Source organism: Paraburkholderia sp. BR14320, from assembly GCF_040948665.1.
Lineage (GTDB): Bacteria > Pseudomonadota > Gammaproteobacteria > Burkholderiales > Burkholderiaceae > Paraburkholderia > Paraburkholderia youngii.
The window spans coordinates 1-7787 of sequence record NZ_JBFPKG010000103.1 but is presented as its reverse complement, the minus strand read 5'-3'; the positions used below and the strand labels follow the sequence as shown (position 1 = coordinate 7787).

The window sequence follows — 7787 nt, the reverse complement described above, 5'->3', positions numbered from 1 at the left end:
GCTCTTCGGCCCCATCGGCAATATTCCACCTGCCGAGGCAGAAGCCGCTTACTATGCAAATCTCGCTGAGTCTGTCACTGTGGCATGACGCAAGCAAAACGGTCTCCGGAAAACCCGGGGCGGCTCATTGCGTCCACCTGAATAAAAGGCTTCGAGCATTAAATCGACATCAACCAAACCGGCGCAGCGACTCAATGAAACAGAGTGCTCAACGCTGGCGAGGTGCTTTTCAACAGCCTGCTAGACGAGCCCCGGGTTTGCAGACTGACGGACACGTCAGCGTCGGATAGAATCTCTTCCGTGGGGTGCGGACAGAAATCTGGATTGGTTCACTCGGCAATTCCGGACTTCGCCGGTGTTCGAGGGAGCTTAGACGGTGTTAGAAACGAGCGAGCCTTGACGCGACCAGCGTCTCCAGCCCCAGTGGTGGCCGGATTGTGTCGCAGACCAAGACAACCCATGAGGTTTTTCGCCAATCCGCAGCGTGATGATGCGCTGTTGGGGTTCGCCTTCAGAGCTTGGCGAAGCTCCACCATTGGGCCAGGGTCGAACGCGTCGACTGTCTCCGGTGTGGGCATGAGGCACAGATCCAAGGTGCTCACCGCGTATTCCCAAGATTGGAGGGATTTCAGTGTCAACTTGGGACGACGAACCTGTCGACGTGCTTCATCAGCGGCCAGTCACTCAGCACTGCTGCCATCGCAGCATCGTGCGGCCGGAGGAGCAGCAGGAGACCATGTTCAGGGCGGCCGCCCCAAGCCTCAACCTCCATGAGGAGCGCCCGCAGGTTCGCGAGCGCGCTTTCGACGTCGATCGCCGCCACCGCGTCTTCCAGGCACACCACAAGTGAGCACAATTCTGAGATCTTGGTGCCGAAAACCACGTCCAGCATGTCACCGCGGGTAGCCGGCATGTACAGAGTCGCCCCGAGGGCGAACGTAGAAATGTCGCCCCTCAGTTGGGACTCCGTGTGATTGTCGCGGCACGATACGGACCCAGGTCCGCGCCAGCCTCCTCTACGGTCACGCCCGCGCGGTCAGTGAGATGCATTAACAATTGCACGTCGCTGTCGTTGCTATCACGTACCAGAACGTGATCGGGCACACGACGCAGAACAGCTCTGGTTGCCTCAGCGATACCCGGCTTCACGCGATTCAAGTTGAAGGTGCCAAAACGCGTTGCCAGTGAGGACACCACGTGATCAGCGGACGCTTGGAGCTCCAATCGCTGTTCGTCGGTCCATGGAGTTGCGGGATAAACTTCGCCCAGCGCCCCACGTTCGGCCTCGATCGTATCGATGAACTCTCGGGTTACGTCATGCTTAGGCAGGTGGTCGTATGTCACGCAACCATGAAGCCCACCTTGAGTCGGCCAGATGGTGCGGGATACGAGGCCCGACACGGTTGCACCGAGGATGCCGGACGGAATTACCCAGTCCTCTGCAGAGCCAGCCAGCCAAGCGCGGCCGCAGGGGTCTGCTAGAACAACGAGGCGAGGCTCTGCTGGGAAGCGCTTGTCGTCGTCCAAGGTCCGCTTGAGCTCATCGGAGATTGCGCCTTTGCCGGTCCAACCATCCACGAAGGCGATCTTTTCGGCCCCATGCAGCTGGATGATGGCTTCCAGAGCCACCATGTCGATCCCGCGATCGCGAATGATGCTGACACCGTAGTGGTGAGTATCGCGGCCCATTTCGACGAGTGCCCGGCGCAGCAGGACACCGAGGGGCACGCCTGCGCGAACAAATGAAACCAGTGCGATGCTCGGCCCGGTGTAAGCGGCACTCAATGCCAATGCCAAGGCCTGAACATTGGAAGCCATACGAGCGCCGTTCCGCGCCAAGGCATGGGTGTAGAGACCCTTGTGCACGTCGGTAGGAGCCTGCTCGAAGCTTATTATCTCAGAGTAGTGCTTCCGGTTCGTCTGAATCAGAAGCTCCTTTTCCTCAACGGTAGTGAAGCTCATCTGCACGCGTTGCAAAAGGAAATGCACATCTTCAGGGGCGTAGCTGCCGCTGCCGACGGTGCTCAGGGTGGCGAGAGGATTACTCATTGATGAGCCCCTTCACTACTGTTGCCAGTTGACTGCGCGCCGGCGTTGACCACATGTGACAGAGGTCCATGAACCCCAGGTCGGAGATGCTGTCACCGAAGCCCAGGACCGGCCGCTCGCCGTGGACTTCACGATCGCGGCGCAACCATTCTTGAACGGCGAAGCGTTTTTCCAAACCCGCAGGCAGGAGGGCGAGGTTGTTTCCATTAACGTGGGTGTGCATGCATTCCAACATGCTTCGAGATTGAACTTCGGTCAGCAACTCGGTGAGCACCGAGTCGTTGGACTCGTTGTGTTTGGTCAGCACGTAGTGGCGCAGACCTTTCTCTTCAACTACCCAACTGCGCAGGGAGTAGCCCAGTTCTTTGCCGATTTGCAGGGTGGCCTCCCTCAGTGTCGACAGCCGGTCTTGAAAGGTCCGGAGCGACTCGGCCATCTGTGCGTGCCAGGGGTGGTCAAGCGATCCGTCAGGGCGGAGCATCACGCCTCCATGGGAGCAGATTGCACCTTCGGTGAAAGGAAGCTTGACGCGGTTGTAGGCCTCCACGCTACGTGCGGTTACCGGAACGACGTCGGCCGAGGCCAGCAGCCAGTTCAGGAAGAAGTTCTGGACCGGGTTCATATACCCGTTGGGCTGTCCATGCACGTCCAGGGTGGCGATGATTCGTGGGGTGTCATCCGCCATCTTACTTGCGGTCTGGAACAGGGTGTCGTCGAGGTCGACGAATATCAGCGGACGATTACTGCTCATCGAAAATTATCTCCGCATTCAGGACATCAACCAGTTCTGCAGGGAGCGCTTGCGCCGGGGTTTCGGTGCAGATAAGAACTCGGTCGAATTCACCGGGCTTCACGTTGTAGAGGAAGTTCGGAATACCGAGGCCATAGTTGTCAGGAAACGACAGCGCGTGCTCGATGGCGTGGCCTATGGCTATAGGGGACCTGGTGGTAGCGCTGAAGTAGACGTCTGCCCCGGCTCGCTCCGCGCGCTCTGCCAGCAGGAAGGGACGCCAGACGAACTCACCGGTACCCACTACGACGACTTTCTCGCCGGGATGGATTTGAATGTTCGGTGCGAGCGTGTCGTCCACGTGGCGAACGCCTAAGCGCCCCCAGTCATTGCGGGGCGAGAGAGGCCATCCGCCTATAGAAACGGCGCCGACACCTAGCATATCCGGCAGAGGCGCGGACTGATCTTCGTGGAACTGATACGAGCCGCTCAGCAAGGATACGGCGGTGGTCGACTCTCCGATGGCCTTACGCACAGCACCCCCAGACCAGTCCGTCAGGACACACGTGACCACTCGCTCGATCTTGTTCAGGCCGGCTTCGATTAGTGCGCGGTGCAGGTTGAGAAAGGTCTTGCCGGTCGAAGCCTCATCGTCCACCAAGATTAAAGATCGGGCCTGGAGCATCAAATCACGAACCTCGGGATCGACTGGCAGGTGGATTAAATGGGTGCTGGCATGACTGTGCTCTTCCTCGAATCGAGAAAAGAGGTCAGTACCCAAAGGATGACGGGTACTGGTGAGGTACACGCTGTCGGAACGCGTGGCACTGTAAGCACGGTGCACGCCGGCACCGAGGCCAACTGCGGCTTCGGCCACGCCTATTACCAGCACTGGGCCGGGCAGGTCCGCTGGGATCTCGCTGACGAGGCTCTCGAAACTGGCAGCCATGATCGATGGCCGCGTCGGCACGAGTCGTCCCAGAACTTTTGACACGAAGAGGAATGCCCGCTTAGGATTCCGGCGCTCTGCGAAACCGAACAGGGTAGCCGCGGGCAAGGCGGCGGCGTCGACTTTGACCTCGAGAAGTCCCCGCTTAAGTTGAGCGCGTAGGAACGTCGGTACTACATTGCTGTCCATGAACTGCTTCCTTGCGAAACGCTGATCAATGAGCCGATTGCCGATTGCCGATTGCCGATGGCTTGGCGGTGCGACTCGCGGTTTTTAAAAACAGGACGGTCGTCGACGGCTGATTCTAAGCATCCGTGCGGGTGTATTTCCGGGGCACGGCTCTTTTCGACATTCTTCGTCGACGGCGGTGTCGCGAAGATCGTGGCATCCACCGGCGTGCCTTCTTTCATCCCCGCGCTCGCATAGCGCGATGCCGATCTCATCGAACAGCTTTCGCGTCAACTGATGCTGCGACCAACAGCCGCCGAAACTTCACAGCGTGGCGGCATTCGGTAGGTTCTCGCGCGCCAAGTCGATGCCCGGGAACGCGCGCATCGCGAAACTGTCGTTCAGCGCGTCTTCAAGGACTTCATCCGTCAGGCCGTACCACTGTTCAAGAAAGTAGATCCGCAGCATCCGCTCAAGTCCCATCGGCGGGCGGCCCCATTCGCCTTTCGGGTAGTACGGCCCGGTCGCCAACAGCAAGCGCTCCCACGGTACCACTTTCTCCATCTCTGCAAGGAAACGCTGACGCCTGATCACTCGCTTCTTGTCCTGACCTCCTGCTTCTGCAAAACCGAGCTACCGCTTCATGATCGTGGGACCGTTTCGTGAGCCTCTTACTACAACGTCTTCGTCCTCGTCACCGACGACCGCGTAGCCGATTGGTCAGCCTTTCCCAAGTTTGATGCGAGGTCGAGGACCTAACAGGCTGTCGAAAATCGCCTCGTTTTGACAACCGCGGCAATGTTTAAAGGGATTTCGTATGCAATTCGTCGCTGAGTTGCACATGGATCGTCCGGGGCACACCACAGGCGAGTGAGCCAGCCGGCGCGTTTTCGCCCGGTGGCCGCGTCCGGCGACTCATTGCGCTGCTCCTCGCGGCACGGCCATCAGTATTCGGGCCATTCCGGTCAGGTTGCTCGCCAGCATGGTCAGTCTGAAGTGCTGGTGACCCGCTTGATGCCTCGATAGTTGGTCTGCCGAATTCTGCCAATGGTCTTGCCCCAACCGGAGTACTCTTCGATGCGTTTAAGTTTCACCTGGCTGATGCCGTAACCGGCGTGCCGCGAAGCGCGCCCATCAATCGCGCTTCCGTCTTGATGAGCAACGTTGCGCGCCACATGGGGCGTCACGTTGCGCGTCCGGCAATCACGAACAGAGTCGCACATGTCGTAAGCCTTGTCGGTCCCAACAGGATTTGGTCGCGAAAAGGACACAGTCATAGCAAAGCGCGATATCATAGGATTGCTTATTTCGCCAGCGAGTAGAATTGTTCAGGCATTTGTTCTGGCAGACCTTGATCGGCGTCTCGCGTTCGGCGGTGAGCGCTTGTAGCGCCGCCAGATTTGATCCGCTTTTATCAATCGTCACAGTCTACGGTTCACCGTTCAGAGTCATCGCCTTTTCGAAGTGTCTCCGGGCCGCAGCCTTGTCACGACGGGCTCGCAGAAGGAAAGCGATCGTGTTGCCAGCCTTGTCCGCGGCGCGGTACAAATAATATTTCCACTCGCTCCTCACGCGAATGTACGTTTCGTCCATGCCCCAACTCCTGCCGCCCGCCGGCTTGCAGCGCCGAAACGGCTTCTCTAGAACCGGCAACAGTTTGAGTGTCCAGCGATGCACAGTCGGATGGCGAACCGAAATTCCTCGTTCGCCATTCGTCTGTTCGAGGTGACGCAGACTCAGCGGATACGCAGCGTACCGGCGCACGCAGAGAAGGATTACGTCAAGCGGATAATGTAGGCTCTTGAGCACCTTCGCCACCGCGCGATTCAGGTTCTGCTTCATCGGTCAGATCATCCGTCTTCGGGGCCTCCACATGGCAGGTCCCTTATTGGGACAAAACCTTGGTCATTTCTTTAGTCGGACGCCGATGCCCATGCACGTTCACCATGCCCCGCGACGGCCCCAACTACCAACCACTTTAACTGCTTGATCACTTCATTCTGATGGCTCATCGATCGGATCGAACTTCATCACTGGATGAGCTTCGTAGCCCTGAAAACACCCACCGAAACGGCGTCCACTCGGATCGTTGAAGGTGTGACCGGGCAATCCTAACGGCAGTTCATCTCTGATACAAGCATAACTTGCTTAAGCCGGCATAAGCAGAATTTATGTGGCAAGGAAAAGTGAGCTGCTTGGATATAAGCCGAATTTATTTCATATTCCTAATCGCGCAAAATAGAATAGGGCCCAGCCTCGGCCCACCGCAGTATTGTGCCGGGCCGGGGTGCCTTGGTCCTTCTGAAGGAGGCTGACAGTTGGGCGCGTCGGGTAGATTGACAGGAACGCACTGCCGCAAGGGGGGAGGAGGCAACGTAGCGTCGAAAGGGTGTTGGCCGCTCCGAGCCCCGAAGCTGATCATTAGGCCATCAGGCTGGTGGTGCTATTTGAAAGCGCGGTTTTGTAGACAAGCCGGCGGTTGGCGTGACGAGGCGTAGACGGTCGATGCGCTGCTGCGCCCCCTCCTGCAATGGCTAATGCACATCGTTATTTCGGGATGGCGATTCATCAGCATTGGCGATCCACAAAAAGGCGGCCGTTGACAAAAGGGTGGCGATCTGATTGCCGCTTGACGCGCGCAACGACGGGTAGGCGACACCGCTCAACAATTGTCCAGGAGAGGTACCTGAACAACATAGCGTCACGTGAGATTGCTGCGCCATCAAACGCATCATCAAGCTGATGTTCGCTTCAGGAATTTTTGGATCTGATGCGTCGTTCTGTCGGGCACATAGAGATCATGTACATGAGTCGAAAAAGGGTAAGTATGCGACGCTTGCAATTCAAGAGTTCCAGTCGAATAGTGCTATTCCGGGGCCACGCAACAGAAATTTCTGGTTCTGTGTGATCGCTTTTGACGCTAGCCCTAGCGGGATGCGATGCGACTGCTGACGTGATCCGTGCGGCTCCGAGAAAATGTATTGATCCGCAAGTAACGCTTGGTCGAGAACACGATGAATGCTGTCAAATGTCGCGTCGACACTCGGCGAAAAAAAGAACGCGCGGACTTTTGGAATATGTGGATTTTGGCTGAAGCTTGCGTGCATATCGGGCAAAACGGATGGGAGCCCGTTATCAGTTGAGCAATACAAAGAGAGGGACATCCATGAATGGCATCAATCAGTCGTCCGCTTCGGTCGCGGCACTGCCGTCCGCTGTCCGCGTGGCTGGACAGCCTAAATTCGCAACGGAGATAGTTGCTGAACCGCTGACAGGCGGGCAGTTTACCTTTGGAAAGAACGACGAAAGCGCTGTTCGAATCGCGGTTCAAGATGTGAACAGAGCATCAGCAGCGGCAAATCGTCGCTCGGTTGCGTTCGAAGTGCTATCGGACGATGACGCAGTGGGTCGGGAACCGGGCGCGTACTCCGTTCAGAAACTCGTCTATTCGGGAGACGCGACGGCGATCGGCCGCAGTATTTCTGGCGTGATTTCGTGACAGTGCCCAAGCAGATGCAATTCTCGACCATGATCGGGAAGTCGCATTCGATCGGACAGGCGACTGGATCGACGCACATGTGACGGTCTGTGCGATTTGGGGCGATAGCCGCCATCGCACTCGATTATTTTTTGACAGGTAACGGACATCATCGCACTGTCCGTTACCCCGTATCAACCCGTAGGCGGTCAACTGGAGTAAGAGAGACATGGACATTCTGGTCCAACAAATCATGAATGGACTGGTGCTTGGCAGTGTCTACGCTATCATCGCACTGGGCTATACGATGGTTTACGGCATTCTGGGCATCATCAACTTCGCTCACGGCGACGTGTTGATGGTGGGCGCGATGGTTGCGCTCTCCGCCATAGGTGTGCTGCAGAACCACTTTC

The 7787-nt window shown here is 57.5% G+C and carries 5 protein-coding genes and 4 pseudogenes; 2 read left to right on the top strand and 7 right to left on the bottom strand.

Going from position 1 to position 7787, the window contains the following annotated elements; translation table 11 throughout:
• Nucleotides 1-634: 634 nt before the first annotated feature.
• The 7 genes and pseudogenes from AB3X89_RS38260 to AB3X89_RS38230 all read right to left on the bottom strand — a co-directional run.
• Entirely contained in the window at nt 635-913 is a 279-nt protein-coding gene (locus AB3X89_RS38260; protein WP_368587820.1) for an HpcH/HpaI aldolase/citrate lyase family protein, read from the bottom strand.
• 41 nt (nt 914-954) lie between these two features.
• A complete protein-coding gene (locus tag AB3X89_RS38255) occupies nt 955-2049 on the bottom strand; it encodes a cysteine protease StiP domain-containing protein (RefSeq protein WP_368587819.1) in 1095 nt (364 codons plus the stop codon).
• On the bottom strand, nt 2042-2800 hold the full coding sequence (locus AB3X89_RS38250) for a trehalose phosphatase (RefSeq protein ID WP_368587818.1): 759 nt from the start codon (nt 2798-2800) through the stop codon (nt 2042-2044). The genes AB3X89_RS38255 and AB3X89_RS38250 overlap by 8 nt, the downstream gene beginning before the upstream one ends.
• A complete protein-coding gene (locus tag AB3X89_RS38245; protein WP_368587817.1) occupies nt 2790-3917 on the bottom strand; it encodes a phosphoribosyltransferase domain-containing protein in 1128 nt (375 codons plus the stop codon). The genes AB3X89_RS38250 and AB3X89_RS38245 overlap by 11 nt, the downstream gene beginning before the upstream one ends.
• A 131-nt stretch (nt 3918-4048) precedes the next feature.
• Nucleotides 4049-4490 (bottom strand): annotated as a pseudogene (locus AB3X89_RS38240) (transposase); the annotation flags it as partial.
• Nucleotides 4491-4811: 321 nt separating this feature from the next.
• Nucleotides 4812-5143: pseudogene (locus AB3X89_RS38235) on the bottom strand (IS5/IS1182 family transposase); the annotation flags it as partial.
• A 76-nt stretch (nt 5144-5219) separates the two neighbouring features.
• Nucleotides 5220-5738, bottom strand: a pseudogene (locus AB3X89_RS38230) (IS6 family transposase); the annotation flags it as partial.
• A gap of 1324 nt (nt 5739-7062) precedes the next feature.
• Between AB3X89_RS38230 and AB3X89_RS38225 the strand changes: the two are divergent.
• Entirely contained in the window at nt 7063-7395 is a 333-nt protein-coding gene (locus AB3X89_RS38225) for a hypothetical protein (protein ID WP_368587816.1), read from the top strand.
• 208 nt (nt 7396-7603) lie between these two features.
• Nucleotides 7604-7787 (top strand): annotated as a pseudogene (locus AB3X89_RS38220) (branched-chain amino acid ABC transporter permease); the annotation flags it as partial.

Bases quoted from the DNA above. Each gene is read 5' to 3' on its own strand.
- AB3X89_RS38260 (WP_368587820.1), bottom strand. From the start codon at position 913: ATGCCGGCTACCCGCGGTGACATGCTGGACGTGGTTTTCGGCACCAAG.
- AB3X89_RS38245 (WP_368587817.1), bottom strand. From the start codon at position 3,917: ATGGACAGCAATGTAGTACCGACGTTCCTACGCGCTCAACTTAAGCGG.
- AB3X89_RS38225 (WP_368587816.1), top strand. From the start codon at position 7,063: ATGAATGGCATCAATCAGTCGTCCGCTTCGGTCGCGGCACTGCCGTCC.
- AB3X89_RS38255 (WP_368587819.1), bottom strand. From the start codon at position 2,049: ATGAGTAATCCTCTCGCCACCCTGAGCACCGTCGGCAGCGGCAGCTAC.
- AB3X89_RS38250 (WP_368587818.1), bottom strand. From the start codon at position 2,800: ATGAGCAGTAATCGTCCGCTGATATTCGTCGACCTCGACGACACCCTG.